This window comes from Clostridium algifaecis, assembly GCF_017874415.1.
Taxonomy (GTDB): domain Bacteria; phylum Bacillota; class Clostridia; order Clostridiales; family Clostridiaceae; genus Clostridium_B; species Clostridium_B algifaecis.
On sequence record NZ_JAGGLM010000002.1, the window covers coordinates 24,614 to 50,921 of the forward strand.

Consider the following 26,308-nt stretch of genomic DNA (forward strand, 5'->3'; position numbering starts at 1 on the left):
CTATGAAACTGGATAAGATAGTAAATGAGATTATAAATGCTGCTTATGATGAAGCAAAATATTGCAAACATGAATATTTTACGCCGGAACATATTCTATATGCCTCATTGTTTTTTCTTGAAGGAATAGATATTATAGAAGGATGCGGTGGAAATGTCCAGGATGTAAAAAAGGATTTAATACAATATTTTAATGATCATATATCTATAAATGAAAATGTAGAACCTGTTGAAACCATATCACTGCAGAATATGCTGACTTCAGCAGGAGAACATGTACTTGCAGCAGAGAAACAAGTTATAAAATTGGGAGATATTTTTATCTCCATATATGATGAGGAAAAGAGCTTTGCCAGTTATTTTCTTAAAAAGCAGGGAATAAAAAGAATAGATATATTAAATTATATAACACATGGAATATCTCAGAAAAGTAATGAATATGATGAAGAAAATGAATCAAGCAATGTTTTTGAAAGCAGTCCGCAAAATACAAAAGTTAAGCTAAGTGATTTTGCAGAGGAACTAACTAAGAAAGCAAAAGATGGTAAGATTGATCCTTTGATTGGAAGAGAAGATATACTGGATAGAACCATGCAGGTTTTAACTAGAAGAACTAAAAACAATCCAATTCATGTTGGTGATCCTGGCGTTGGGAAAACTGCTATTACGGAAGGACTTGCCAGTTTGATTTCAGAAGATAAAGTACCATATAGACTTAAAAACAGCAAGATATATTCTTTAAATATGGGATCTATGCTTGCGGGAACTAAATATAGAGGAGATTTTGAAGAAAGGATAAAAAATATACTTAAAACTATAGAAAAAGAAGATAAACCAATAGTATACATAGATGAAATACATACAATAGTAGGTGCAGGATCTGTGTCCAGAAATTCTCTTGATGCTGCCAATATATTGAAGCCATTTTTGACAAGCGGAAAGATTAAATTCATAGGATCAACCACTTACGATGAATATAAAAAGATATTTGAAAAGGATAGAGCTCTTTCTAGAAGATTCCAAAAAATAGAGGTTCCAGAACCTTCTATGGAAGATACTTATAAGATATTAGAGGGTATTAAGGGACAATATGAAAAATTCCATAATGTTACATACAGTGATGGAGCACTAAAGGAAGCTGTTGAACTTTCGTCTAAATATATAAATGATAGATATCTGCCAGACAAAGCTATTGATGTAATTGATGAGACAGCAGCATATATGAGACTTCATTCAAAAAATGAAGACAATATATTTATTTCCAGGGAAAATATAGAAAAAACTATTTCATCAATGGCTAAAATTCCTGAAGAAAGTATATCTAAAGATGAAACTAATGTACTTAAAAATTTGATATCTGTGCTTGAAAGCAAGATATTTGGTCAGGATACGGCAATAGAGTCAGTGGTAAGAGCTATAAAGAGGTCAAGAGCTGGTTTTAATGAAGAAAATAAGACAATAGCAAATTTACTTTTTGTAGGTCCTACAGGAGTTGGAAAAACAGAAATAACAAAACAACTTGCAGAGAATATGGGTATTCCTCTTATAAGGTTTGACATGAGTGAATATCAGGAAAAACATACTGTAGCAAGGCTTATAGGTTCTCCTCCTGGATATGTAGGATATGAGGAGGGTGGACTTTTAACAGATTCAGTTAAAAAAACTCCATATTGTGTTCTTCTTCTGGATGAAATTGAAAAGGCTCACCCGGATGTATTGAATGTACTTCTTCAGTTAATGGATTATGCTACACTTACAGACAATACTGGAAGAAAGACAGATTTTAAAAATGTAATACTTATAATGACTTCAAATGCTGGTGCAAGATCAGTTGGAAAGTCACTTATGGGTTTTGGAAATAGAGTTATGGAGAAGGACGCCATAGATAGTGCAGTGGAAAGGACATTTTCACCTGAGTTTAGAAATAGGCTGGATGATATAATAATATTTAATTCTATGGATAAAAATATGGCAATTTTAGTAGCTGAAAAAGTTATAGGTGAATTTGAGAAAAAGCTTTCAGCAAAAAACATAAAGATTCATCTTACAGATGAATGTTATGATTTTCTTGCACAAAAGGGAATGTCTGAAGAATATGGTGCAAGGGAAATAATAAGAATAGTAGATCATGAAATAAAGCCTTATTTTGTAGATAAAGTATTATTTGATGAAAATACAGAAAATGCAGTAACTGTTATAGATGTGAAAGATGGTAAAATAGAATTTAAATAACTATCATAGTATTGATCAAGTTATGCTGCAGTTTAACAGCATGGCTTGATCAATTGTTTAATTGTACATATAAATTTAACAGAATGTTTATTGAACTTATGAAGATAAAATAATAATATTTAATGAGAATGAATTGAAATTGAGAAGGTGATGTAAAATATTTAAGATAAATAAGAAAAGTGAAGAAATTATTCTTATATTTTTAGTGATTGTTCTTTTGGGATTTATATTAAAAACGGGATTGAGTTCTAATTCTGGAAATAATGCAGTTCATGGAAAAGTAATCAAAATGAAAAATGCAGCTAATTCTACAAATAAAAATTCTATAAGATACTCATATGTAGATGTTAAGATAACATCAGGCACCATGAAAGGAAAAATAATAACTGTACAAAATTCTGTTAATGGAAATATAAATGATGAAAGTAGCAATACTCAAAATTTTGCAAGGGTAGGAGACGATGTCCTTGTAAATTTGGATCATTATAAGTCTGGAGATTCAAAGACTGCATATATATACGAAATTGTAAGGTATAAATATCTTTATGAACTTGGAGCGGTATTTATATTATTACTTATTATAATTGGAGGCTTAAAAGGATTAAAATCAGTTATAACTCTTGCAATAACTGGGTTTTGCATAATAAAGATACTAATTCCACTTATAATGAATGGATTTAATCCTATAACAGTTTCTGTTGCACTGTGTATTTTACTTACTGTAATAAATTTAACCATAATAAGCGGAAAAAATAATAAGACATTAGCGGCAATAATAGGTACATGCGGTGGAGTTATAATTGCAGGAGTTATAGCGATTATTTCAAATAAAATACTTAGGATAACAGGATTAACTGATGATGAAATGCAGACTATAATTTATACAGTAAAAAATTCGAATTTTAATTTTTCAGGACTTTTATTTGCAGAGATAATAATGGGAGCTCTAGGTGCTGTTATGGATACTGGTGTATCTATTGCGTCTTCTATAAGTGAAATTAAGTTTGCAAAACATGACATGAATATGAAGGAACTCTTTAAGTCTGGAATGAATGTAGGAAAGGATATTATGGGAAGTATGTCTAATACACTTATACTAGCTTATGTTGGAGGTGCCATGTATCTTATGATAATGATAGCATCGTCTGCGTATACTTCATCAATATCTAATGCTATAAATCAAGATATAATAGCAGCGGAAGTACTTAAGGCCCTTTCAGGAAGCATAGGACTTATTTTTACAATTCCAATTACTTCTTTTGCCGCAGCTTTTTTGATGACGAGGAAAAAGAAAGAGGATTATACTAAAGAGGAAGCACAGAATAAGATTGATGCATTATATAATAAATTTGAAAATATTCTTTCTCTAAACAGAAAATCGAAAAAATAGTTTATAATTTAGTAACACTTATACCTAAAATAAATATACTGAAATTGGATGAATCTATTTTTATGATAAAAATAAGTATAATTAGGGGGATAAGATAAGTGGATACTACAGTGAATTTTTATATTGTTACAGATGAACCTGCAGATGAATCTAAAAAATTGTATAAAAGTATAAAATCTAATGATCCTTTGTATTTAAACTTTAGATTAGGAGATACAGTGGTTTTAAATGAAAATGATATTGAGTATTCAATAGTTAAAACTACAAAAAATTTATATAATGGAGAAATAGATGTTTATATAACTAAATTAAAAACTAAGGCGGAAGTCATGAATGAAATAGAAGATCTAGCTAATAAAACTATGAAAACTGTACTCGATTCTATAAAGGATGCACTGGATTCAGACGAGGATATAAACAAATAGTTATTTGTATAAATAAAATAGCCATTAATTTGAGTAATGGCTATTTTTTAAAAGATAAATAGTATATGGATATTTGGAGGAAAAATTGGTTCTATGAATATAACATTAATTACAGTGGGTAAAATAAAAGAGAAATATTTAAAAGAGGCAATAGGTGAATACTCTAAAAGACTTTCAAGATATTGCAAGTTAAATATAGTAGAACTTCAGGACGAAAAAACTCCTGAAAATGCTTCAGAGAAAGATGAAAATATTATTAAAGAAAAAGAAGGAGAAAGAATATTAAAACATATAAATGACAGCATGTATGTAATAGCTTTAGATTTAAAAGGAAATATGCTAACTTCAAATGAGTTCTCTGATTTTATTGGAAATCTAGGACTTAGAGGAAACAGCAATTTGGCTTTTGTTATAGGAGGTTCACTTGGTATTTCCAGGGAAATTCTAAATAGAGCTAATTACAAACTTTGTTTTTCAAAGATGACATTTCCACATCAATTATTTAGGGTGATACTTCTAGAGCAAATTTATAGAGGGTTTAAGATAATGAAAGGTGAACCGTACCATAAATAAGGTAGCTTTTTGTATAATAGGTTTATATGAGCGGATTTGAGAGATTTGGTGGAAGTTAATTTGCACGAAAATTTTTATAAAAATATGATTTTAAATTATAAAATGTGTTATAATATAAATACAAAGAGAGAAAATAAAAACAGGATGCGGTCAACATCCTGTAGTATACAATCTAGTTGCTTAGGCAACTGGTATTACTATAAGTATTAAATAGTAGCAACCACTTGCCGGTAGGAGCTACTATTTTTTTGAGATTTTTTTTATGAGAATACTATTTAGAAAAGCTAGCGTATAATCTAAAAAACTTATTAGTAATGGCTAATGAAAAAATTGGAATATTTATTAAGCATAAGTAATAAATAACAAATATGTATTAAGATTTATCTAATAAATACGATACTATAATTGGATGTATAGTTATATTAATGTAAAATATGAAAGGAATGTTCTATATGAAAAAATTTTTAATTACTATATTAACTGTAAGTTTTGTTCTTTTATTTGGTAGTACGTCTTTCGCTGCTACAATAAATGAAACTGAACCTAATGACTTATCTAGCTAAGCCCAAAAAATACAAAGCAATAATGAGGATTATTCTAGTCCAATTAATGGACAGTATTATGGTCAGAATGTTGTAGTTGGAAATATTAAAGACACTACAGATCAAGATTGGTACAAGGTTTATTTACCTGCTGATAGTAATACTGTACTAGGTATTAATAGTACAGACCTTGATGGTACGGGCTATTTTGAAGTCTACGATGAAAATTTGAATCTTATCTCTAGAATTCAAAATTTAAAAGATTTTTCAGTTATGGGGGCTACTCCATTCAAAGTAAATATTCCAAAATCGGGTAATTATTATATTAAAGTATATTCTACTTCAAGAATAGGAGACTATAGATTTTTTATAGGTACACCTGATTATACAATAGACAGTTATACGTATCATCCTATAAATCCATTAACATTGACAACGGAATCAGATTCTGTACAGGATACTTATGATCTTAGAAATATTGATTCTGTTTCTGACAAAGCTGTAGTTTATTCTGTTTCTTCAACTTATCCAAGAATTAGTGATATATCAAATGATCAAATAAGTATTAAATTAGATAGTGATTATTCATGGATACCTATATATAGGTACTCAACTAATGAAAATAATGTATCTGTTTATGATAAAAAACCTTTAAAAAGTTTATGGACATATAAACTTGAAGGAAATGTATCAAAATATATGGAATTTACACCTGAAGTTACATTTAATTATGTATATCCTGTATTACCTAAGTAATTTATAAATTTATTTTTTAATAGAATATATTTTTATAACTATACATTCTTTATAATAAACAGAAAAATAAATTTATAGAGGGAGGAACATTTATGTTTAAACTAAATAATTATATGTATCCATTATTTAATAAAAATTCATATAACAATTTTACTAATTGGAAAATTGAATTAATGCAACTTAAAATGGATGCCTCTATCAAAAAATTAAATATATTATATTCTAACAATTCATCGGACAGCATTTCCATTAGCAATATAGCAAAACAGTATAGTTTAAATCAAAAGACACTTTCGTCTGCTACAGAAACAAATGGTAAACCATTAAAAGAACTGGTAGCAAATAATAATGTACTTGATATCAGTAAAGGTTCTTATTATAAATTTAAGACGGATTCTGGTAAAATAGTTGTGCTTACAAGTGAAGATGGTACTTTCCTACATACGCAAACATATTATAAAAATTGTGGGTTACAACAATCAGATGAACGTGAACTAGATGAGAAATTTAGACTTATATCAGAACTTGCAGATGATAAAACGGCTCTTTGTGCAAGTATAGATTCTAGTGATAGTGAAAATAAAAAAATATTAAACAATTTTGGAATTAAGCCAGGGTGGTTTGAAATTAAATATGGCGAAAAATCTAATAAATTTTATTTAACAGATGGTGGTCAGATATATCCAGAATATCAGATAAAAGACCAAACGGCTGCCTTTAAAACAGCTAACTGGTTCAAAGATGAGATAGGTTATTCAAGTAAGTCAAGATTTATAATAGATGGGAAAGAATATAAATTAGATAAGAATGGATATTTAAATCTTCCTGATGGAGTAGATTGTGTTATGGAAAATATTAAAATTATAAAATAAATATCTAAATAGAATAAATTAATATTAAATTTTTAAAATATTTGTATTAAATTCTTCTTACAATATATATTACAAAGAGGAAAAAGCTTCTGTTGATTTTAATTTCAATAGAGGTTTTATTTTTATATTTGGAGGATGATAATATGAGGATTATAAAAACACTAAAAGACATTGAATTACTAAAGGAGAAATCACAAATAAACAAAGAGGTGTTGATTGAGATTGAGGAGTATTTTAAAAATCTTTATAACAACATAGGTAAGCCAGAGGGAAAGACAATCAATGATTTTTCACTAAAAGACTGTGGCATAATTGTGTACCTGGAAGATGAAGACAATGTATGGAATTTGGAGGAAATAGGGTTGAATCCAGAAGGCAACGGACTTTTAGGAGCAATACCAGAATGGATTGATGAACAACTTATAGGAAAAAATGCTTTAGAAAGTATTTGTATAGTATGCAACAATGAATATGCTTTGAGCATATTTCTATTGAAAAATAATCTGGATAATGAAGTTAAAAAGTGGATAGAAGATAGCAGATAAACACCTAATCTAAAATGTAAAAAATGGATTAGGTGTTTATTTTTATATTTAAAAATAAGAAGTTAAAAAGCCTTAATTGCCAATATAGAGGTAATTAGGACTTTCACATTAATAAATGAAAAGGGGAGTAATATATGGCTAGAAAAGTAATAAAGGATACTAAATACTGCCGGATATTCAGTCAGGGGAAGATGTCAGGTGAAGAATACACATATTGTATTGAAAGGATATTTGTAAAAGCCAAGGACAGGGAAGAAATAAGATTCAGTCTGTACAAAGATACAATAATATCACTGCAAAGATATATTCCAAGGTCACTGGATGTAACGGAAGAAGAACTAATTGAATTAATAAAGCAAGCTATAGATAATTCGGTATTTTCAAAGGAATTCATAAAAAATTTGAACGAATTATTGAATCAGAAACAATCTAAAAGCCATGACAAAGGATAGCCGAAAGATGTTAAATAAAATTGATAAAAATATATCTAATATAGATAAGGTTGAAAATGTTCCCCGCAAAAGAATAGGCATAGTTTCAATAAAAATGGTAAGGGAGAAGAATATATTATTTGATATAAGAATTATAAAATCACCAAAGGATGCAGAAAAACTGGGGAGGATGTTCCTTGAAAATGTAGACAGAGAAAAGTTCATGATATGTTGTCTGGATACTAAAAGCAAGCCTACTTTGATTAATATTGTTTCTGTAGGTAGTCTTAATTTTTCTATTGTTCATCCAAGAGAAGTGTTCAAAGCTGCAATTCTTAGCAATGCAGCTTCCATAATGCTTTTTCATAATCATCCGTCAGGGGATTCGGAGCCATCTAATGAAGATATTAATATAACAGAAAGATTAAAAAAGTGTGGAAATATCATAGGTATCAATGTTATAGATCACATAATCATAGGAGATAGACAATACTATAGTTTTAAAGAAAAGGGGTTATTATAAATGTTTAATAACGAAAGATATATAACTAGAGGAATACATGAGAATATAGATGAGGAAATTCAAATAGAAATGTGGAATATGTTAGTAATAAAATAAACTAAAGAGCAATACATTAGAGGATGGTTTTCAGGAGGTTTCATATAAGTTTGTGAAGAGCATACTTTCGACCTTTGGTAAAATGCTTTCAGAGCAAACTACAAGAGAACAACAGAAAAGATTACTGCATATGCTAATTTCAAAAATAACTATTAATAAAGATAGGGATATAGACTCAATAGAGCTAAATATAAATGAAAACTTAATAATGTATCTAAATAATGGAGGAGAACTAAGCCCAGAAAAAGGCGGCGGTTCTCCTTCTTATTTTGTTGCTAGGAGTGTTATGATGATAAATCCTGTGGATATTAGGATATGTATTTAATAATTAATAGAGTTCAAATGGATAGTATTCTTATAATTTATGTTATACTTAATTTAAAATAACGGACATTTAATGGAGAAATTTAAGATGAAAAAAGATGAAATGATAGCTTCCATGAAAGAAAAAATAGATAAAAAAATATATTCCTTGGATATAGAAGATATAAAGACAACAGCACTATATAGTATTATTGATGAATTACTTTCTTATGAATTTTTAGTTGATATTAAATCAATGAATGAAATAGAGAAATTGAGAATCTACAAAATGTTTAATGGAAATATAGATTGTGATGTCTCTTTAAGAAGCATAATAATAGCTAAGCAAGCTTATTCATATCTATACGACTATGAAATTATGCCTCAATTTAACGGAGGTTATAGTCCATATAAGTTTTGTTTAAAAAGCAAAGAAAAAGATAAAGTTATAGAATATCGTGCTGATACAATGACCAGTGCATTTACTACATTTAAAGAATTTATAAGAAATGAATCTTTAGATGACAGCAGCATTCCTAAACCATGGATTGGGTGCAATAATAGAGATTATTGGTTATATTATGTTAGTGATAGAATTAATAAAGGCGAAAAATTACCAAACGAAATGAATGCTTTTTTGCGTCTTAACCATACTATTGGCAATATTATTCCAGTTCCTTGCAACTTTAATAAAGCAAGAAGTAGTAATCCTCTAAATAATGAAAATGATAAAAATAAAAGAAATAGAAGAAATGCCGAATGGGATTATTGGGATTTGACTTTGTGGGCAATTTACTGTTGGTTCGAGAATAATGGACTAAAAAATATACTTAGAACAACTAATGAAAAAATATTCAAGAAAAATGAAGATAAAATTAAAAAAAGATGGGAAAATATATTTAAAATGCCTACTGTAGAGGTATGGCTAAAGAGTTTCGGTCAAGAAAGAGAAGGATGGAATCAATTTGTAAGTCAAAATTATTTTCAAAATTACATTGAAGAAGATGGCAAACCTAGTATGTTTTGGGAAAATCATTCGTTTGCTAATCCGTTACCGCCAAAGACGTTAGATATTAAGCAAATACTAAGAGAAATTAATGATAGGATATGTTTTCGTAGTAATGCAATATCACAAAGCTTTCATAATAAAAACTTTGAAAAATAAGAATTAAATTAAAAAGATTATCCATTACAACCGATACGGAGAACCGTACCATAAATAAGGTAGCTTTTTGTATAATAGGTTTATATGAGCGGATTTGAGAGATTTGGTGGAAGTTAATTTGCACGAAAATTTTTATAAAAATATGATTTTAAATTATAAAATGTGTTATAATATAAATACAAAGAGAGAAAATAAAAACAGGATGCGGTCAACATCCTGTAGTATACAATCTAGTTGCTTAGGCAACTGGTATTACTATGTTTATTAAATAAAAAATAGTAGCGTCCAATTGCGAGTCGGGGCTACTATTTTTTTATTTCTTTAATAAGTAAAACTATAAATGTTAACAGTGAAATGAGGAATAATCCTGCTTCAAAAAGTAACATTAAGATGTCATTACTCATTGCATCACCTCCCTTCAACAGGGATGAGTGATACCAGTAGCCCACATGCAACGTATTCAATTGTACTAATAAATTATAGCATGTCTAGCAGGATAATTCTATAGTTAGCATTATCTGTTGATTTCAAATATATATTATAAAAAAGAAAAGCATTTGTTGATGTAGAGTCAATGAATGCTTTATTTTTATATTTGGAGGATGATAAAAATGAGGATTATCAAAACATTAAGAGATATTGAACTGTTAAAGGAGAAATCAAAAATAAACAAAAAAGTAATTCAGGAAATTGAAGAGTATTTTAAAAATTTTTATAACAACATAGGTAAGCCAGAGGGGAGAATAATCAAGGAATTTTCACTAAGAGACTGCGGCATAATTGTATATCCGGAAGATGGAAAGAATGTATGAGACTTGAAGAAAATAGGACTAAATCCAGAAGACAATGGACTCTTAGAAACAGTTCCAGAGTGGATTGATGAACAACCTATAGGAGAAAATACTTTAGAAAGCATTTGTATAGTGTGCAAAAACGAATGTGCTTTGAGTATATTTTTATATTCTAAAACCTTAACTGCTGTATTTGCAGTGGTTAAGGTGAGAATATAAATGTATTTTCCATGCTATTTTTTAAGCTAAAATTACTATTGAATTTTTGTTGACTTTTTATAGTTGGTCTATAACTTTTATTTAATTTATATATTTTTTTCACAGGCTTAAATCATCATATGATCATTTTTGTATATGTAATATTACATTCAGTCAATATTGGAATTTTGAATCTGATCCTTAGCATCTAACAATAGTTGAATTGCTAATTTTTCTTTTTCTTTGTTGATTCGAAAAGTTGGGATACTTATACTAAGTGCAGCGGTTGTGTTGTTTTTTAGTTGTATGGGTACAGCATAACAGCATATGAATTCGGTAACTTCCTCATATTCTTTTGCAACATTAGTTTTCCGTATAATGTCTAACTGTTTTTTTAAAGTATGGAAGTCTGTTATAGTATTCTTTGTTATAGGCTTAAGTCCGTTAGGATAGAGTGATTTTATTTTTTCGATATCATACTGGGCAAGTATTGCCTTTCCAAGAGCCGTACAGTAAGCTGGTATTCGTTTACCTATGTATGAAATTAGTCGTATATCCATATCTTTTTTAGGATCTTCTTTTAATATATATAGAACGTTGTTCCCATCAAGTATACCCATCTGACATGTTTCATTTATATTATTTACAATGTTTTTCATAACTTTTTGTATGAAATCAAGTATATATTTGTTTCTTGAGTAAGATGAACCTATTCTAAATGCAGAAATTCCAATTGAATATTTTAAAGTTCCCTTCTCAATTGATACAAAATTGGATTCAAGCATAGTCTGCATAATTGGATAAATGGTACTTTTTGGTATATCGAGTGTTTCAGAAATCTCTGTCAATGTAAGTCCATTTGGATTTGTAGACAAGAGATTTAATATATTTAATACTCTTTGTGTGGGTTTATGTTCCATATTTTACACCTGCCATTCAAATTTTTTATGAAAATCTATTTATAGAAATAATTATAAGTATTTTATTTAAACTATTCAATATGTACTTGAAATATAGATGTGTAAATTATTATTTTATATAAAAATAAAATAGTATATTGACATAGCAAAAAATTATGATATGATTTAAGTATGAAGTTTGTATAAACAAATCATATTCGTATATACGAATAAAGATAGTATTTTATTTTTTACTTTATATTAAAGGAGAGATTATATATGAAAAAAGCTAAATTTATAACACCTGTTGTTACTGCATTTGATTCAAATGGCAATTTAGATGTTCAAGCGAATAAAAATATTTATGACCATCTTATAAATGCAGGTATCGATGGAATGCTTATCATGGGTAGTGCAGGTGAATTTTATGCAATGTCCATGGAACAAAGAAAACGATTGATAGACATCATAATTCCATATGCTAATGAAAGGACTAAAGTTATTATTGGAACTGGCTGTATAACAGTTGAAGATACAATAGAACTTTCAAATTATGCTATTAATAATGGTGCAAAAGACATTATAATTATAAGTCCATATTATTTCAAATTAAATGATGATAGTCTGGAATATTATTATGACGAAATAGCTAATGCTGTGAAAGGGAATATTTATTTGTATAATTTCCCTGACAGAACAGGACATGATTTGTCACCTGAGCTTACTTTGAAATTACTTAGAAAACACAATAATATAGTTGGATACAAAGATACAGTTTCTGAAATGTCTCACACAAGGAAGTTAATTAAAACAGTAGAAAACGAATTCCCTAATTTTGAGATATATTCAGGATTTGATGAAAATTTTTCACGTAATGTTATTTCAGGTGGAAATGGTTGTATTGGCGCACTTTCAAATGTTTATCCAAAAGTATTTTCAGACTGGGTAGATTCATTTAATGAAAAAGATTTAAATAAGGTATCAAAAATCCAAAATTGTATCGATGAAATGGCTAAACTATACGATGTAAGTGAATGTTTCATTCCAATCATAAAAAAGGCAATGATATTAAAAGGTGTTGATATGAATGATTATTGTAAGACTCCTCTTTTGCAGGCTGACGAAAAGCAAACTGGTTTGATTGAGAAACTTATTAAACAGATAGACAGTATAACTCTAAAATAATATATTTTAGTTGTAAAACAAAAAGGCCATCACTTTATGACATATAGAATGTTTTTACCAAAATATCGATATCAGTAAATGATGACTTCAATATATTATATCATTAAATATTGATATATAAAACAATTATTACAAATAATATAAAACTATAAGATGAGAGGGATTAATTATGTCGTTAAAATCAATTTACAGTAAAGAAGATGAATCTTTATATAAGATTGAAACTCATTCAGAAGGACCAGAAGGATCACTTCCACTCACACCTGAATTGCTTAGAAATTTACCAAGTGGAAATATATTTGGAATGACTTTAAATGCTGGCATGGGCTGGAACCCCAATAAACTTTTAGGCGGTGATGTGCTTATACTTAGCACTCAGGGAGGAATACGTGATAATGACGGTACTTCTATTGCTGTAGGATTGCACACTGGACATTTTGAACTTGGAGTGCAGATGAGAGCAGCGGCTAGGGAGATTAAAGAACTTGGAGGAGTTCCTTATGCTGCATATGTAACAGATCCATGTGATGGAAGAAGCCAAGGCACAACAGGAATGTTTGATTCTTTGCCTTATCGTAATGATGCAGCTACTGTATTTAGACGTCTTATAAGATCACTTCCAACCCGACGTGCAATAATTGGAGTGGCATCATGTGATAAAGGACTTCCTGCAATGATGATAGCACTTGCATCTATGCATGACTTACCTATTATAATTGTTCCAGGTGGAGCAACTTTGCAACCTACAGAAGGTGAAGATGCAGGAACAGTACAAACAATTGGTGTAAGATTTGCAAACGATGAACTTTCTCTTGAAGATGCATGTAGATTTGGATGCAACGCATGTGCTTCTGCAGGAGGTGGATGCCAATTCCTTGGTACTGCTGGAACATCACAGGTTATTTCTGAAGCTCTTGGAATAGCACTTCCTCATTCTGCCTTAGCACCATCAGGCCAGCGTATATGGGAACACGTTGCAACTCAGTCTGCAAAAGCAGTTTTAGACATGGTGAAAGAAGGAATAACAGTAAAAGATATTATTACAGATAAAGCCATAGAAAATGCAATGGTCGTACATGCTGCATTCGGTGGATCTACAAATTTACTTCTACATCTTCCAGCAATTGCATATGCTGCTAATTGTAAAGTACCTACTGTAGAAGATTGGGCAAGAATAAACAAGAAAGTACCACGTCTTGTAAGTGTTCTTCCTATAGGACCGGTTAATTATCCGACAGTTAGTGCATTTTTGGCTGGAGGAGTTCCAGAAGTTATGTTACATTTAAGAAAGCTTGGATTACTTCATGAAGATGTTGTTACTGTTACAGGGCAAACTCTTGGTGAAAATCTTGATTGGTGGGAAAAGTCGGAAAGACGTTCGAGTTGTAGAAAACGTTTATTAGAAATAGATGGAATCAGTCCTGATGAAATTATAATGAGTCCACAACAGGCTAAAAAGAGAGGACTTACATCAACAGTAACTTTCCCTGTGGGAAATATTGCTCCAGAAGGATCTGTAGTAAAATCAACAGCTATTGACCCTTCAGTTATAGATGACGATGGTGTATTTAGACATACTGGAAAAGTTAAGGTTTTCACATCAGAAAAGGCTGCTATCAAAGCACTTAAAGAAGGTGGAAAGATAAAAGCAGGAGATATAATGGTTGTCATGGGTGGAGGCCCTATGGGAACAGGAATGGAAGAAACATATCAGTTGACTTCTGCACTTAAACATCTACCATTTGGTAAGCATGTATCATTGATTACAGATGCACGTTTTTCAGGTGTTTCAACAGGTGCATGTTTCGGACATATAGGACCTGAAGCATTGGCAGGTGGACCTATTGGAAAATTGAGGAATAATGATATTGTTGAAATCATAGTTGATACAAACAAGCTCGAAGGATCTATAAATTTTATAGGAACCGAAGACAATAAGATTTCATATGAAGAAGGAGCGAAAGTTTTAAAATCACGTGAGCCGCATCCAGATCTTAAAGCTGATCCTGATCTTCCTGATGATACAAAATTGTGGGCTGCACTTCAATCTGTGAGTGGTGGAACATGGAGAGGTAGTGTATACGACGTAGATAAAATTATTGAAGTAATCGAAGCAGGGAAAAAAGCATTAGACAAATAATAATTATTAAAATTTATAAAGAATTATGAAAACTAAATAGTCAGGAGGAATATGTTATGCCTTTGTTTATAGTAGGACTTGGTGTATTATTATTAATTGTATTAATTTCTAAATTTAAATTAAACACATTTCTTTCATTGTTGATTGTTTCTTTTGTTGTGGCAATTGGACTTGGAATGCAACTTGGAAAAATTGTTTCAACAATTGAATCTGGTATGGGCAGCACATTGGGGCACATAGCTTTAATATTTGGTCTTGGTGCTATGCTTGGTAGGTTAATTGCTGATTCAGGTGGAGCACATCGTATTGCAATGACGTTAATCAATAAATTTGGTGTGAAAAGAATTCAAATAGCTGTTATAATAGCTTCTTTTGTTGTTGGTATAGCAATGTTTTTTGAAGTAGGGTTGGTTTTATTACTTCCAATTATATTTTCTATTGCGAGGGAATTAAAAATTTCTCCAATAAATTTAGGAATTCCTATGCTTGCATCTCTACTTGTGACACATTGTTTCTTACCTCCACATCCGGGTCCAACAGTAATAGCAGGAGCATATGGAGCAGATATAGGAAAGGTATTGGTGTACGGCATTATCATAGCAATACCAACTGTTATTATATCAGGACTTATATTTACTAAGATAGACAAAAAAATTATACCAAGTGCTTTTATAAAAGATGGTGGAAGTATTGATGCTATAGGTCAACAAAAAGTATTTAAATTGGAAGATACGCCAAGTTTTGCTGTTAGCTTATTAACAGCAATGTTTCCTGTTATCTTGATGATGATATCTACGATACTCTCAATGATACAAGAAACAGCCGGAATAAAGAAAAATTCATTTTTTACAATAGTAAGCTTTATAGGTAATCCAGATACCGCAATGCTTATATCTCTTGTGTTTGCAATTTATACAATGGGAATAAAGAGAAAAATCCCAGTAAAAAAATTAGGAGATACTTGTACGGCAGCAGCTGCGTCAATTGGAATGATGATTTTAATTATTGGTGGTGGAGGTGCTTTTAAACAAGTTCTTATAGATGGGGGTGTAGGTAAGTATATAGCTTCTCTTTTTAATGGAACTTCCATCTCACCTATACTACTAGCATGGATAGTTGCAGCAATTTTACGTATTGCTCTGGGTTCTGCAACAGTTGCAGCACTGTCGACATCTGGTCTTGTTATTCCTATAATTGCTAGTTATGGTGATGCTAATTTAGCACTTATAACACTTGCAACGGGATGTGGAAGTGCTATATGTTCTCATGTAAACGATGCGAGCTTTTGGATAGTAAAAGAGTATTTTGGTTTTAGTATGAAAGAAACTTTTGCTACATGGACATTGATGTCAACAGTTTTATCTGTGACAGGATTAATATTTATATTGATATTGAATGCGTTTGTGTAATAAATAAAATATAAATGATATATAAATTGGGCTGTGGCATTAGCTTTGAAATGCTTCCTTCTAGGTAGACAAGTGAAATAATAAAAATTTGCTTACTTGGAAGGGAGCATTTTTATGTCAAAAAATAAAACAAGTCAAGATAAAAAGATTTATACAGTAAAACTTTTCTTGAATTGTATAAAATGATATAATCTACTTATATTTAAGTTGTTTAATTTTCATTATGATATTTTTAGTGAACAATTTAATATATTAAAACTTATTATTGATTTGGATTTATGTATTATAATTTGGTTACTAATATATTATATATTAGAAAAATATAAAAAAGCAAATAGTCATAAATTTATTATCATATATTGCAATAGTAATTTGTTGTGTACAAGCATAATTTATACGATTGGAGTGGAAGTCTTGGATATTGCTTAAGTATTTATGTAAGTTATTATTTAAGAAGTTCAGAAGTAAACAAATATATAAGAAACCTTGTCTTTTAGGAATAGCATTTTCATTGAGAAATATATTTGCACCTATAATAGTCTTAATTATTTGCATAGTATGTTATGGAATTAGAATAAAAATTGAGGAAAAAGCACTAAAAGAACAATTCAAAGAAGAATTTGAGAATTATCGTAAGAATACTTATTGCTTATTTCCATTTATATGGTAAGATAGTACAGCATAAGGCACACAATATTCTTATTTAACGTAACGATTAAAAAGTAAATGATTTACTTAAACGGTGTATTATTTAAAAATTTTACAACGTTTTTACGCTTGTAATACAAATGATTAAACCTAAAATTAAATATAGAAAAATTTTTATGCTAAATAGCCGCTACCTCAGTAATTAGGATAGCGGCTATTTAATCATATAGATTTTATAATTTCAGAAAGTAAGTTTTATTCAACTTAATATATTACCATAAAAAAGATAACAAAATATATGTTGTCCTCTTGTATTTATCTATAAACGTGATATAATATTCAATTATATATAAATATATAACAAATCATTTTAATATTATCATAAAAGGAGTCTCGTGTCAAGTAAATTAATTTAATTTTTAAGGGGGAAGAGTTATGAATTTGCCTAAAATATTTGATTACTTAAATCAAACAGCTAAATTAAATAGTATAGATGAAGTTCTCAAATTAAATTATAAATTGAAGGAACATAATCTTTGTATAAGCAAATTGCAAAGTCATATTATATAAAAAATTTCACATCAATGTTATTTACAATAATTTAATAGAAATGTGTTGATTAAGAAAATTTTTTAGAGTAAAATGTTTCATATATTAGAGTTCGTATACGAAATATTTTTATACGAAATATTTTTCAATCTAAATGTAAGGAGAATAATAATGATCAAGTTATTAAAACATTTAAAGCCATTTACTTTAATGATTTTTGCTGCAATACTGCTTTTATTTGTGCAAGCTATGTGTGATCTTGCATTGCCAGATTATACATCCAACATTGTAAATAAAGGTATACAACAAGGTGGTGTTGCAAATGCAGTTCCAGAAGCATTGAGACAAAGTAAGATGAATAAAATACAAATGTTTATGAATGAAAGTGACAAAAATGAAGTGTCGCAAGATTATATACTTGTAGATAAATCAAACAAAGACTATGATAGTTATTTAAAAAAGTACCCTGTTTTAAAAAATGAATCAATTTTTGTACTTAAAAATATTGATAAAACTGAAGCAGACAAATTGAATTCAATAATGGGGAAGGCAATACTTGATGTTTCAGGAGTTGAAAAGATTAAATCAAGTGCAAAAAATGGAGTAATTAATTTTAATGGAATGAAGATACCAGCAAAAGCAGATTTGTTTGCTATGCTTACAAAAATGCCTGATGTTCAAAGGTCTAAGTTAATTGATGAAATGAATAAAAAAAATTCAGGTTTAGGTGAAAGTATGATTACTCAATCTGCAACACCTTTAATTAAATCAGAGTATAAGGCACTTGGAATGAATACTGACAAAGTACAAAGTGGATATATAATGAAAACTGGAATAATCATGCTTTTGGTATCTTTACTTGGAGGCATATGTACTGTTGCGGTTGGATTTTTAGCATCTAGAACAGCAGCAGGCCTTGCAAAAAATCTGCGTAAGAATATATTTGAAAAAGTTGAAAATTTCTCAAATACGGAATTTGATAAATTTTCAACGGCATCACTTATAACAAGGAGTACAAATGATGTTACTCAAATACAAATGCTAATGGTAATTATGATAAGAATGATATTTTATGCACCTATCATGGGAATTGGAGGTGTAATAAGAGCTATGGGAAAAAGCCCCTCGATGTCATGGATTATAGCACTTGCAATTATAGTTTTGTTAGGATTAATTTTAGTGGTATTTGCAATTGCAATCCCAAAATTTAAAATAATACAAAAGCTTATAGATAAACTTAATCTTGTAACACGTGAAAGTCTCTCAGGTATGATGGTAATAAGAGCTTTCAATACGCAGGAATTTGAAGAAAAGCGTTTTGATAAGGCAAATAGGGATGTCACAAAAACAAATTTATTTGTAAATCGTGTAATGGTATCTATGATGCCATCTATGATGCTTATAATGAATGGAATTACCTTGCTTATAGTATGGGTTGGAGCACATCAAGTTGCAGATTCAACTATGCAGGTAGGCGATATGATGGCATTTATGCAATATGCAATGCAGATAATAATGGCATTTTTGATGTTAGCTGTAATGTTTATACTTGTACCAAGGGCATCTGTTTCTGCTGCACGTATTAGTGAAGTACTTGAAACTGATTTGTCAATTCTAGATAAACAAAATCCTGAAAGTTTTGATAAAAGCAAATGTGGAGTAGTTGAATTTAAAAATGTTTCATTTAAGTATCCAGGAGCTTCTGAATATGCGCTTAAAGGTATTAGTTTTAAAGCATCATCGCATAAGACAACAGCATTTATAGGATCTACTGGTTCAGGTAAAACTACTTTAGTAAATTTGATTATGCGTTTTTACGATGTAACAGATGGGGATGTATTGGTAGATGGTGTAAATGTAAAAAATGTATCTCAATATGAACTTAGGGACAAAATTGGATATGTTCCTCAAAAGGGTTATTTATTTAGCGGAACAATTGAGTCCAATCTTAAATATGCCAATAAAAATGCAAGTGAAAAAGATGCTTTGAATGCTGCAAAAATTTCACAATCTATTGATTTTATAGAGCAAAAATCTGAAAAATTTAAAACTAAAATTTCTCAAGGTGGATCGAATGTTTCAGGAGGACAAAAGCAAAGGCTTTCCATTGCGCGTGCTCTTGTGAAAAAACCTGAAATTTATATGTTTGATGATAGTTTTTCAGCTCTTGATTTTAAAACAGATGCTGCACTTAGAAAGGCTCTTAGAAAAGAAACTTCCTCAAGCACATTTCTTATTGTGGCACAGCGTATTTCAACAATTATGGATGCTGATCAAATAATAGTTCTTGATGATGGACATATAGTTGGAAGTGGAACTCATAAAGAACTTATGAAAAGTTGCAGCATTTACCAGGAAATTGCAATGTCACAATTTTCAAAGGAGGAATTGGCATGAGTGATAAGCATAAAGTAAGTAGAAGTAAAATGCATCATGGACCAGGTGCTATGATGCAAGGCGGCGAAAAAGCAAATGATTTTAAAAATACAATGAAAAAACTCATAAGGTACATGAGTGAGTATAGACTATCTATTATTGTTGTTCTCATATTTGCAGCTGCAAGTTCGGTATTCTCCATAGTAGGTCCTAAAATATTAGGTAATGCTACAACCAAGTTGTTTGAGGGAATTATGGGTAAGATTTCTGGAAATGGCAGTGGAATAGATTTCAATTATATTGGAAAAATAATAGTTTTGCTTGTTTTCTTATATCTTATAAGTTCACTTTTTAGCTATATTCAAGGCTGGATAATGTCGGGAGTCTCTATGAAAGTAAGTTATAAGATGAGAAAAGAGATCTCAGAGAAAATAAATAAAATGCCGCTTAAATATTTTGATACTACAAATCATGGTGAAGTACTGTCACGTGTCACAAATGATGTTGATACAATAAGTCAAACTTTAAATCAGAGTTTAACACAAATTATAACTTCAGTTACAACTGTGGTGGGAGTACTTATTATGATGTTTAGTATAAGTTTCACCATGACGCTTACAGCACTTTGTATAATTCCACTATCCTTTGGGATGATTATGCTTATAGTAAAACAATCCCAAAAATATTTTAAGGAGCAGCAGGATTATCTGGGCCATGTAAATGGGCATATAGAGGAAATGTATGGTGGACACATAGTTATGAGGGCTTTTAATGGTGAGAAAGACAGTGTTGAAAAGTTTGATAAATTAAATAATACACTTTATAAATCAGCCTGGAAGTCACAGTTTTTGTCTGGAATGATAATGCCAATTATGAACTTTGTAAGTAATCTTGGATATGTAGGAGTATGTGTGCTTGGAGGATGGCTTGCAGTAAAGAAAGCTATTGAAGTTGGAGATATTCAAGCATTTATACAATATGTAAGATCATTTACACAGCCAATTACTCAGATAGCCAATATATCAAATATACTTCAGCAAACAGCTGCTTCATCTGAACGTGTATTTGAATTTTTGGAAGAGGAAGAAGAAATCTCGGAAAATGATGATTATTTTGTAGACCTTCAAAAAGTAAAAGGTTATGTTGAGTTTAAACATGTTCATTTTGGATACAATCCTGAAAAAATTGTAATCAATGATTTTTCAACTAAGGTAAAACCAGGTCAAAAAATTGCTATTGTTGGACCAACAGGTGCGGGAAAGACTACTATGGTAAAACTTTTAATGCGTTTTTATGATGTAAATAGTGGCCGAATTCTTGTAGATGGTCATGATATAAAGGATTTTAAGAGAAAGGATTTAAGATCAATATTTGGAATGGTTCTTCAAGATACATGGCTATATAATGGAAGTATATTTGAAAATATAAGATATGGAAAACTTGATGCTTCTGATGAAGAAGTTAAAGTAGCAGCAAGAGCAGCACATGTTGAAGGTTTTGTACGTACACTTCCAGGAGGGTATGATATGATTTTAAACGAGGAAGCTTCTAATGTGTCACAAGGCCAAAAACAACTTATTACAATTGCAAGAGCAATACTTGCAAATCCCAAAATTTTAATTCTTGATGAAGCAACAAGTTCTGTAGATACGCGTACTGAGGTTATGATAAAAAAAGCCATGGATAACCTTATGAAGAATCGTACAAGTTTTATTATTGCACATAGGTTGTCTACAATAAAAGATGCTGATCTAATACTTGTAATGGATAATGGAGATATTGTGGAACAAGGGACCCATGAGGAATTGCTCAAGAAAAAAGGTTTCTATTCTAATCTCTATAATAGTCAATTTGAAGATTTAGCAGTAGTTTAATTTTTATACTACATTTTGTGTCCTTGTATTTTATATGTTAAATAAGCCGCTGGTGTAGATAAAATGATATATTCCTCTTATAGCAGACAGTTAAATAACTAAACAGTCTGCTATAGGGGAAATTTATTTAAGGATAGTATTGCTACAAGTGCGTTTATAAAATTCATTGAAATGTTGAAAGCTTAATATTATGTATCTTAGCTTTCCATTTTTGGGTTAGCCGTTAAAAAATTATATTGACATTTTATAATAATAAGTAGTATATTAATCATATAAGCATTTAATTATATACTTATAAATTAGGAGGATAATGATGGATAAAGAAGAATTAAGCGTTAAAGTTTTTAAAGCTTTAGGTCATCCTATAAGATATAAAATAGTTAAATTCTTATATAATGGACCAAAATGTGTATGTAAATTAAATGAAGATATAGAATTTAGTCAAGCTAATTTATCTCAGCATCTAAAAATACTTAAAGAAGCGGGTATTTTATCGTGTGAAAAAGTAGGCATGAATATGCACTATAGACTTAGCAGTGATGAAATCAAAAATATCATTGATAATGTGGATAAGTTTGTTGTGAGTTTTACTGATAATTCTAAATAAAAATATTATAAATTTTAGGAGGACAAAACCATGGAAATAAAAATTTTAGGAACAGGATGTTCAAATTGTAAGAAGCTTGAAGCAAATGCAAAGGAAGCTATTAAAGAGCTTAATGCAGATGCAAAAATCACAAAAGTAGAAGATATTAAAGAAATTATGAAATATGGAATTATGAGAACTCCTGCTATAGTTATTAATGAAAAAGTTAAGATGTTTGGTAAGGTCTGTACTGTTGACGAAATTAAAAAATACATTAATGATGAAAAATAAAAAAACTATTAAATGGACTTAATTCTATATTTATTTAGAAATAGAGTCCTTTAAGTTAAAACACTATATAAGTATTTAATTATAAAGTTATGCATTGAATGGAGGATTAATATGTTTACACCTATACAAATTTTTGCGGATTTCCTTATTTATAATGTCTTTAGCATTGCTAAAGAGAGTAAACTTGGAAGCGCTCTTAATTTTTTTGTATTTGATACTATAAAAATATTTATCTTATTACTGATAATAATTTATGCCATTACATTCATAAGGAGTTTTTTTCCACCAGAAAAAACCAGAAAAATCCTTGCTAAAAGCAAAGGAAGTACATTTATAGGTCATATTCTTGCTGCTTTACTTGGAATTGTTACTCCATTTTGTTCTTGTTCTGCAGTACCTTTATTTATTGGATTTGTAGAGGCAGGGGTACCACTTGGAGTTACATTTTCTTTTCTTATAGCTGCACCAATGGTAAATGAAGTTGCATTAGGACTTCTTTATGGTTTATTTGGATTTAAAATAGCTGTAATGTATGTTATATCTGGAGAAATAATAGCTATTGTAAGTGGAATAATAATAGGAAAATTAAAAATGGAGAAACATGTAGAAAGTTATGTTTATGAAATGCAGATGGGTTCAGATGTAGAAATTGCTGAACCAACGCTCAAAGAAAGATTATTGGATTCATGGACTTTTACAAAGGATTTAATAAAGAAAATATGGATATATGTAGTAATAGGTATTGCTATAGGCGGGATTATGCATGGATGGATTCCAGCAGGTGCACTTGCAAAATATGCAGGAAAAGATAATCCATTTGCAGTATTTGTAGCTGTAGTAATAGGAATTCCATTATATTCTAATGCAGCTGGCGTAATACCATTAGTTAGTGAACTTACAAGAGCAGGTGTTTCAATGGGTACTTCTCTAGCATTTATGATGGCTGTAACAGGTCTTAGCCTGCCAGAAGGAATTCTCTTAAGAAGAGTTCTAAAGCCTAAACTATTAGCAGTATTTTATTTTGTTGTAGGATTAGGAATTATATTCACTGGGTATGTGTTTAATTTTATAATATCGTAAATTGCATTATATAGATAAAGTACAATTCAGAAATTTTTAGGAGGTTTTTATATGTCAGAAAAATGGTACCCTGTTATTGATTATGAGATTTGTAAAGAGTGTGGAGCTTGCTTTAACAAGTGTAAACACGAAGTGTATAAAAAGGAAGGGAACAGACCAGTAGTAGTTTTTCCAGAAGGTTGTGTTCAAGGCTGTAAAGGCTGCCAATCATTATGTCCTTCTGGAGCTATTCAATATGTAGGTGATAATGGACAAACTGATAATTGTGCCTGTGGCTGTTGTAATAGTTAAATAAAATTAGAAAAACGTACATGACTAATTAATTTTAGAAGTGTGCGTTTTTTATATATAAAATTTAATATGTATGCTAAAAAATTAGTATTTTCACTAATTAAATAGAAATAATAATACTGCAATAAAAATATTAATTTTTAAGGTTGCAAATTTAATCTAAATGTCATATGATTATAATTGAATATATTCATATGAGGAGTGATAACGTGGATTTAATACAAGTGATGAAAGCATTATCAGATGAAACACGCATGAGAATATTAAATTTACTCAAAGATGGTGAAATGTGCGTTTGTGAAATAGAAGCTGTGCTTGATATAAGTCAATCTAATGCTTCACGCCACTTAACAAAGCTTACAGCTGCTAAAATTGTTGATTACTATAAGGTAAATAAGTATGTATATTACAAAATAAATAAGGATACTATTAAGGCGTTTCCATTTATAGATGAAATCATAAGAAAACATGCGATTAACTTAGAGCAGTGTAAAAAAGATTTATGGAGACTAAAAAAGTATAAAGAAAGTGGACTTGGTTGTGATGACTTAAAAGAAGGCAAAATATGTTTTAATAAGTGTAAGGATTAGGAGGAAATTAAATTGAATAAAATATCTAAATTATCTTGGCTTGATCGTTATTTAACGGTATGGATTTTTACAGCAATGGCAATTGGCATAATTTTAGGATGGGCTGCACCAGGTCTTTCTAATACACTATCAAACTTATCTGTAGGAACAACATCTATACCTATGGCAATAGGTCTTATAGTTATGCTTTATCCACCACTTGCTAAAGTTAACTATAAGGAGCTTGGCAAAGTTTTTAAAAATCCAAAGGTTTTAGGATTATCACTTTTACAAAATTGGATTGTGGGACCTATTTTAATGTTTATAATTGCAGTTATTTTTTTAAAGTCGTATCCAGCATTTATGACGGGACTTATATTAATTGGACTTGCAAGATGTATTGCTATGGTTATTGTTTGGAATGGTTTAGCTGATGGAGATACAGAATATGCCGCTGCTCTTGTGGCTTTTAATTCAATTTTTCAGGTTGTTTTTTACTCAGTCTATTGCTATATATTTATAACTGTTCTGCCAACAGTATTTGGACTTACTGGTTATAAGGTTGATATTTCTATGGGAAAAGTAGCTGGTTCTGTGGCAATTTATCTGGGTATCCCTTTTGCAGCAGGACTTCTTACAAGGTTAATTTTAGAACCTAAAATGGGAACAGATTGGTATATTAAAAAGTTTGTGCCTAAAATAAGCCCTCTAGCATTAATTGCTTTACTCTTTACTATAATAATTATGTTTACTTACAAGGGCAAATATATAGTTGAACTTCCAATGGATGTTGTAAGAATTGCAGTTCCGCTTTTAGTGTACTTTGTAATAATGTTTTCAGTATCATTTTTTATAAGTTATAAATCGGGTATAGATTATAAAAAAACAACTACACTTTCATTTACTGCAGCGAGTAACAATTTTGAACTTGCAATAGCTGTTGCAGTTGCAGTATTTGGAATAGAATCAAAAGAAGCATTTACAGCTGTTATAGGTCCGTTAGTTGAGGTACCTGTTATGATAGGCCTTGTAAATGTAGCACTCTACTTTCGAAAAAAATATTTTAATAACGGAGGAAGGGAGTTATGAAACCTAGAGTAGCATTTATATGTGTACACAATTCTTGCAGGTCTCAAATGGCAGAAGCTCTTTCCAAGTTATTTGCAGGTGATACCTTTGAAGCTTATTCTGCTGGAACAGAGTTAAGAGATACAATAAATCAAGATGCAGTAAGAATTATAAAAAATCTATATAATGTTGATATGAATGAAACACAGAAGTCAAAATTACTAAAGGATATTCCGAGTATTGATATAGCTGTAAAAATGGGCTGTAATGTAGTATGTCCTTTCTTACCTGCAAAGTATACAGAAGATTGGGGATTAGATGATCCTACAGGAAAAAGTGATGAAGAATTTATAAAAACAGCAAAAATTATTGAAGAAAAAGTTAAAGATTTAGCTAGACGAATTAAAAATAAATATCCACCAATTTAGCTGGTGGATATTTATTATCTAATTTTTGAAATCAAAGCTTTATCTTAATTATAATAAACATTTGTATATTTATG

At 29.9% G+C, this 26,308-nt stretch carries 28 protein-coding genes; 26 read left to right on the top strand and 2 right to left on the bottom strand.

What is annotated here, in order from left to right:
• The first annotated feature begins 2 nt into the window (after positions 1-2).
• The 11 genes from clpA to J2Z42_RS02815 all read left to right on the top strand — a co-directional run bounded on the left by clpA (position 3) and on the right by J2Z42_RS02815 (position 9,852).
• A complete protein-coding gene (gene clpA / locus J2Z42_RS02760) occupies positions 3-2,231 on the top strand; it encodes an ATP-dependent Clp protease ATP-binding subunit ClpA (RefSeq protein ID WP_209700850.1) in 2,229 nt (742 codons plus the stop codon).
• A 217-nt stretch (positions 2,232-2,448) separates the two neighbouring features.
• Complete coding sequence (locus J2Z42_RS02765; RefSeq protein WP_245331460.1) at positions 2,449-3,621, top strand: YibE/F family protein; 1,173 nt, start codon at positions 2,449-2,451, stop codon at positions 3,619-3,621.
• Positions 3,622-3,719: 98 nt separating this feature from the next.
• The gene (locus tag J2Z42_RS02770) at positions 3,720-4,046 is read left to right on the top strand and encodes a hypothetical protein (RefSeq protein ID WP_209700851.1); all 327 of its coding nucleotides are present in this window, start codon (positions 3,720-3,722) and stop codon (positions 4,044-4,046) included.
• 93 nt (positions 4,047-4,139) lie between these two features.
• Positions 4,140-4,619 carry a 23S rRNA (pseudouridine(1915)-N(3))-methyltransferase RlmH gene (gene rlmH, locus J2Z42_RS02775; protein ID WP_209700852.1) on the top strand — a complete coding sequence of 160 codons (480 nt, stop codon included), beginning with the start codon at positions 4,140-4,142 and terminating at the stop codon, positions 4,617-4,619.
• Positions 4,620-5,434: 815 nt separating this feature from the next.
• Entirely contained in the window at positions 5,435-5,917 is a 483-nt protein-coding gene (locus tag J2Z42_RS14380) for a hypothetical protein (RefSeq protein ID WP_245331461.1), read from the top strand.
• Positions 5,918-6,009: 92 nt separating this feature from the next.
• Positions 6,010-6,789 carry a hypothetical protein gene (locus tag J2Z42_RS02785; protein WP_209700853.1) on the top strand — a complete coding sequence of 260 codons (780 nt, stop codon included), beginning with the start codon at positions 6,010-6,012 and terminating at the stop codon, positions 6,787-6,789.
• A gap of 143 nt (positions 6,790-6,932) precedes the next feature.
• Positions 6,933-7,334: a hypothetical protein gene (locus J2Z42_RS02790; RefSeq protein WP_209700854.1), complete on the top strand. Its 402-nt coding sequence runs from the start codon at positions 6,933-6,935 to the stop codon at positions 7,332-7,334.
• Positions 7,335-7,468: 134 nt separating this feature from the next.
• Positions 7,469-7,786, top strand: a complete 318-nt coding sequence (locus J2Z42_RS02795; protein WP_209700855.1) for a dynein light chain family protein — start codon at positions 7,469-7,471, stop codon at positions 7,784-7,786.
• 7 nt (positions 7,787-7,793) lie between these two features.
• Entirely contained in the window at positions 7,794-8,288 is a 495-nt protein-coding gene (locus J2Z42_RS02800) for a JAB domain-containing protein (RefSeq protein ID WP_209700856.1), read from the top strand.
• A 148-nt stretch (positions 8,289-8,436) separates the two neighbouring features.
• Positions 8,437-8,709, top strand: coding sequence for a hypothetical protein (locus J2Z42_RS02810; RefSeq protein WP_245331462.1), 273 nt, complete (start codon positions 8,437-8,439; stop codon positions 8,707-8,709).
• An 87-nt stretch (positions 8,710-8,796) separates the two neighbouring features.
• Positions 8,797-9,852 (top strand): hypothetical protein, encoded by a 1,056-nt coding sequence (locus J2Z42_RS02815; protein WP_209700858.1) that lies wholly within the window; start codon positions 8,797-8,799, stop codon positions 9,850-9,852.
• A 305-nt stretch (positions 9,853-10,157) separates the two neighbouring features.
• Here the strand turns inward: J2Z42_RS02815 and J2Z42_RS02820 are convergent, their stop codons facing one another.
• Positions 10,158-10,256, bottom strand: coding sequence for a putative holin-like toxin (locus J2Z42_RS02820; RefSeq protein WP_017752159.1), 99 nt, complete (start codon positions 10,254-10,256; stop codon positions 10,158-10,160).
• A gap of 207 nt (positions 10,257-10,463) precedes the next feature.
• On the opposite strand from J2Z42_RS02820, the gene J2Z42_RS14385 reads away from it, so the two are divergent.
• Together J2Z42_RS14385 and J2Z42_RS14390 are read left to right on the top strand one after the other, a co-directional pair.
• Positions 10,464-10,664 (top strand): hypothetical protein, encoded by a 201-nt coding sequence (locus tag J2Z42_RS14385; protein WP_245331463.1) that lies wholly within the window; start codon positions 10,464-10,466, stop codon positions 10,662-10,664.
• A 3-nt stretch (positions 10,665-10,667) separates the two neighbouring features.
• Positions 10,668-10,862, top strand: a complete 195-nt coding sequence (locus J2Z42_RS14390) for a hypothetical protein (RefSeq protein ID WP_245331464.1) — start codon at positions 10,668-10,670, stop codon at positions 10,860-10,862.
• A gap of 149 nt (positions 10,863-11,011) precedes the next feature.
• Here J2Z42_RS14390 and J2Z42_RS02830 read toward each other — a convergent pair whose 3' ends face one another.
• Complete coding sequence (locus tag J2Z42_RS02830) at positions 11,012-11,761, bottom strand: IclR family transcriptional regulator (RefSeq protein WP_209700859.1); 750 nt, start codon at positions 11,759-11,761, stop codon at positions 11,012-11,014.
• A gap of 258 nt (positions 11,762-12,019) precedes the next feature.
• Here J2Z42_RS02830 and J2Z42_RS02835 point away from each other — a divergent pair, with 258 nt between their 5' ends.
• The 13 genes from J2Z42_RS02835 to J2Z42_RS02890 all read left to right on the top strand — a co-directional run bounded on the left by J2Z42_RS02835 (position 12,020) and on the right by J2Z42_RS02890 (position 26,234).
• Complete coding sequence (locus J2Z42_RS02835) at positions 12,020-12,925, top strand: dihydrodipicolinate synthase family protein (protein ID WP_209700860.1); 906 nt, start codon at positions 12,020-12,022, stop codon at positions 12,923-12,925.
• A gap of 169 nt (positions 12,926-13,094) precedes the next feature.
• Positions 13,095-15,065 (top strand): YjhG/YagF family D-xylonate dehydratase, encoded by a 1,971-nt coding sequence (locus J2Z42_RS02840; protein ID WP_209700861.1) that lies wholly within the window; start codon positions 13,095-13,097, stop codon positions 15,063-15,065.
• A gap of 56 nt (positions 15,066-15,121) precedes the next feature.
• The gene (locus J2Z42_RS02845; RefSeq protein ID WP_209700862.1) at positions 15,122-16,474 is read left to right on the top strand and encodes a gluconate:H+ symporter; all 1,353 of its coding nucleotides are present in this window, start codon (positions 15,122-15,124) and stop codon (positions 16,472-16,474) included.
• 1,083 nt (positions 16,475-17,557) lie between these two features.
• Positions 17,558-17,692, top strand: a complete 135-nt coding sequence (locus J2Z42_RS14610; RefSeq protein ID WP_281063515.1) for a hypothetical protein — start codon at positions 17,558-17,560, stop codon at positions 17,690-17,692.
• Between the two features lie 150 nt (positions 17,693-17,842).
• Positions 17,843-20,068 (top strand): ABC transporter ATP-binding protein, encoded by a 2,226-nt coding sequence (locus J2Z42_RS02850; protein ID WP_209700863.1) that lies wholly within the window; start codon positions 17,843-17,845, stop codon positions 20,066-20,068.
• Positions 20,065-21,921, top strand: coding sequence for an ABC transporter ATP-binding protein (locus J2Z42_RS02855; protein ID WP_209700864.1), 1,857 nt, complete (start codon positions 20,065-20,067; stop codon positions 21,919-21,921). The genes J2Z42_RS02850 and J2Z42_RS02855 overlap by 4 nt, the downstream gene beginning before the upstream one ends.
• Before the next feature lie 313 nt (positions 21,922-22,234).
• Complete coding sequence (locus tag J2Z42_RS02860) at positions 22,235-22,528, top strand: ArsR/SmtB family transcription factor (protein WP_209700865.1); 294 nt, start codon at positions 22,235-22,237, stop codon at positions 22,526-22,528.
• 30 nt (positions 22,529-22,558) lie between these two features.
• Positions 22,559-22,798 carry a thioredoxin family protein gene (locus J2Z42_RS02865; RefSeq protein ID WP_209700866.1) on the top strand — a complete coding sequence of 80 codons (240 nt, stop codon included), beginning with the start codon at positions 22,559-22,561 and terminating at the stop codon, positions 22,796-22,798.
• Positions 22,799-22,909: 111 nt separating this feature from the next.
• Positions 22,910-23,878 carry a permease gene (locus tag J2Z42_RS02870; protein WP_209700867.1) on the top strand — a complete coding sequence of 323 codons (969 nt, stop codon included), beginning with the start codon at positions 22,910-22,912 and terminating at the stop codon, positions 23,876-23,878.
• Between the two features lie 51 nt (positions 23,879-23,929).
• Positions 23,930-24,169: an ATP-binding protein gene (locus J2Z42_RS02875; protein WP_209700868.1), complete on the top strand. Its 240-nt coding sequence runs from the start codon at positions 23,930-23,932 to the stop codon at positions 24,167-24,169.
• Positions 24,170-24,378: 209 nt separating this feature from the next.
• Positions 24,379-24,759, top strand: a complete 381-nt coding sequence (locus J2Z42_RS02880; protein WP_342589990.1) for an ArsR/SmtB family transcription factor — start codon at positions 24,379-24,381, stop codon at positions 24,757-24,759.
• Positions 24,760-24,771: 12 nt separating this feature from the next.
• Positions 24,772-25,827, top strand: coding sequence for an ACR3 family arsenite efflux transporter (arsB, locus tag J2Z42_RS02885; protein WP_281063516.1), 1,056 nt, complete (start codon positions 24,772-24,774; stop codon positions 25,825-25,827).
• Positions 25,824-26,234: an arsenate reductase/protein-tyrosine-phosphatase family protein gene (locus tag J2Z42_RS02890; RefSeq protein ID WP_209700870.1), complete on the top strand. Its 411-nt coding sequence runs from the start codon at positions 25,824-25,826 to the stop codon at positions 26,232-26,234. The genes arsB and J2Z42_RS02890 overlap by 4 nt, the downstream gene beginning before the upstream one ends.
• Positions 26,235-26,308: the final 74 nt, after the last annotated feature.

Bases quoted from the DNA above. Each gene is read 5' to 3' on its own strand.
- J2Z42_RS02785 (WP_209700853.1), top strand. From the start codon at position 6,010: ATGTTTAAACTAAATAATTATATGTATCCATTATTTAATAAAAATTCA.
- J2Z42_RS02830 (WP_209700859.1), bottom strand. From the start codon at position 11,761: ATGGAACATAAACCCACACAAAGAGTATTAAATATATTAAATCTCTTG.
- J2Z42_RS14610 (WP_281063515.1), top strand. From the start codon at position 17,558: ATGAATTTGCCTAAAATATTTGATTACTTAAATCAAACAGCTAAATTA.
- J2Z42_RS02855 (WP_209700864.1), top strand. From the start codon at position 20,065: ATGAGTGATAAGCATAAAGTAAGTAGAAGTAAAATGCATCATGGACCA.
- J2Z42_RS02800 (WP_209700856.1), top strand. From the start codon at position 7,794: ATGTTAAATAAAATTGATAAAAATATATCTAATATAGATAAGGTTGAA.
- clpA (WP_209700850.1), top strand. From the start codon at position 3: ATGAAACTGGATAAGATAGTAAATGAGATTATAAATGCTGCTTATGAT.
- J2Z42_RS02850 (WP_209700863.1), top strand. From the start codon at position 17,843: ATGATCAAGTTATTAAAACATTTAAAGCCATTTACTTTAATGATTTTT.
- J2Z42_RS02840 (WP_209700861.1), top strand. From the start codon at position 13,095: ATGTCGTTAAAATCAATTTACAGTAAAGAAGATGAATCTTTATATAAG.
- J2Z42_RS02890 (WP_209700870.1), top strand. From the start codon at position 25,824: ATGAAACCTAGAGTAGCATTTATATGTGTACACAATTCTTGCAGGTCT.
- J2Z42_RS02790 (WP_209700854.1), top strand. From the start codon at position 6,933: ATGAGGATTATAAAAACACTAAAAGACATTGAATTACTAAAGGAGAAA.
- J2Z42_RS14380 (WP_245331461.1), top strand. From the start codon at position 5,435: ATGGGGGCTACTCCATTCAAAGTAAATATTCCAAAATCGGGTAATTAT.
- J2Z42_RS14385 (WP_245331463.1), top strand. From the start codon at position 10,464: ATGAGGATTATCAAAACATTAAGAGATATTGAACTGTTAAAGGAGAAA.
- J2Z42_RS02820 (WP_017752159.1), bottom strand. From the start codon at position 10,256: ATGAGTAATGACATCTTAATGTTACTTTTTGAAGCAGGATTATTCCTC.
- rlmH (WP_209700852.1), top strand. From the start codon at position 4,140: ATGAATATAACATTAATTACAGTGGGTAAAATAAAAGAGAAATATTTA.
- J2Z42_RS02845 (WP_209700862.1), top strand. From the start codon at position 15,122: ATGCCTTTGTTTATAGTAGGACTTGGTGTATTATTATTAATTGTATTA.
- J2Z42_RS02860 (WP_209700865.1), top strand. From the start codon at position 22,235: ATGGATAAAGAAGAATTAAGCGTTAAAGTTTTTAAAGCTTTAGGTCAT.
- J2Z42_RS02875 (WP_209700868.1), top strand. From the start codon at position 23,930: ATGTCAGAAAAATGGTACCCTGTTATTGATTATGAGATTTGTAAAGAG.
- J2Z42_RS02870 (WP_209700867.1), top strand. From the start codon at position 22,910: ATGTTTACACCTATACAAATTTTTGCGGATTTCCTTATTTATAATGTC.
- J2Z42_RS02835 (WP_209700860.1), top strand. From the start codon at position 12,020: ATGAAAAAAGCTAAATTTATAACACCTGTTGTTACTGCATTTGATTCA.
- J2Z42_RS02865 (WP_209700866.1), top strand. From the start codon at position 22,559: ATGGAAATAAAAATTTTAGGAACAGGATGTTCAAATTGTAAGAAGCTT.
- J2Z42_RS02815 (WP_209700858.1), top strand. From the start codon at position 8,797: ATGAAAAAAGATGAAATGATAGCTTCCATGAAAGAAAAAATAGATAAA.
- J2Z42_RS02795 (WP_209700855.1), top strand. From the start codon at position 7,469: ATGGCTAGAAAAGTAATAAAGGATACTAAATACTGCCGGATATTCAGT.